The organism is Rothia sp. ND6WE1A (assembly GCF_001683935.1).
GTDB lineage: Bacteria > Actinomycetota > Actinomycetes > Actinomycetales > Micrococcaceae > Rothia > Rothia amarae.
The window spans coordinates 1-1,008 of sequence record NZ_LXTU01000059.1 but is presented as its reverse complement, the minus strand read 5'-3'; the positions used below and the strand labels follow the sequence as shown (position 1 = coordinate 1,008).

Here is a 1,008-nt window from a genome sequence, read left to right as displayed (position 1 = left end):
CTTTAAGACCCTGGGCCAGGGTTAGTGCTGGTGGTCTTCCGCCTGGTTTTGCCCAGGTGATATGAGAGGTGAGGGCTGTCAGTAGCGTGGTGAATTGCTGAGGTGTGAGCCCTGTTGTACGCTGGTGGAGCAACGGTTCTTCCGGTATGGCTTGAGGTTATTTGTAGTGATTTAATCCTCTTATTTTTGCCGCTGGTGGGGCCGTTGTCTAGTTGGTGGGGTGTGGGTGTGTTCCTACTTTTGAATAAGCCTCATAAGAACTCAACGGCCGCCGCAAACCAGAACGCAGAACCCATCAGGTTTTTCACGTGAGTGAAGGCATAACCAGCAGGAACACCATCATTCTCAAATGTGTTATTCGCTCTCGGGGGGACCTCGAGATAGTCCGCTAACTGAGCTTTAGTCCAACCAGCAACTTCTCAAGCCACCCGTACACGTACATCTGAGATTGTTCTAAACTGCGTCTGCATTTTATCTACTGTCGTTGTTGCCGAGCCCAGTCTCTAAAACTATTAATGACATTTATTGTGTGAGGATCGGATACCTCACCAGAAAATAAATCATCATTCACTATTCGCTGAGCTTTTGAAAAGTGCTCGCTGACTACCTCAAAAGGTAAATCAGTTCCATCCACAACTTCATCTTCGCCCGCTAAACAATTCTCCCGCAAATAGTCCAGAACAACTGCAAAATCTTCGTTTTCTTCCATAATGTCTCCTTGTTCAATTCACTTATGGAGCCCTAATATAGCCCCGATAAATATCGTAGGAGAGGGGTCTGACAAGATAAGGCTATTTCCAAGAACTCATGAACACATCTACATTTGGAGCATTCTTTGCCAGAGCAGTTCTCCAGTCGAGTTTTCCCTCGTTCTGGAGCCGCCCAACAACCACAATAGGATGAACACCAATTCGTTCAGCCTCTTTTTTCACCCACTCAGACCTAATATTGGCGGGAGTCAAAGCCAGATTCTGATTCTTCAAAATGAGTTTAGAGGCTACCCTATCA

At 46.3% G+C, this 1,008-nt stretch carries 1 protein-coding gene and 1 pseudogene; both read right to left on the bottom strand.

Annotation, left to right across the window (positions count from 1 at the left end):
• Positions 1 to 475: 475 nt before the first annotated feature.
• The gene (locus A7E48_RS07885; protein WP_068171859.1) at positions 476 to 709 is read right to left on the bottom strand and encodes a hypothetical protein; all 234 of its coding nucleotides are present in this window, start codon (positions 707 to 709) and stop codon (positions 476 to 478) included.
• An 82-nt stretch (positions 710 to 791) separates the two neighbouring features.
• Positions 792 to 1,008, bottom strand: a pseudogene (locus A7E48_RS11400) (hypothetical protein); the annotation flags it as partial.

Excerpts from the sequence above, each read along its gene's own strand:
- A7E48_RS07885 (WP_068171859.1), bottom strand. The coding sequence starts at position 709 with ATGGAAGAAAACGAAGATTTTGCAGTTGTTCTGGACTATTTGCGGGAG.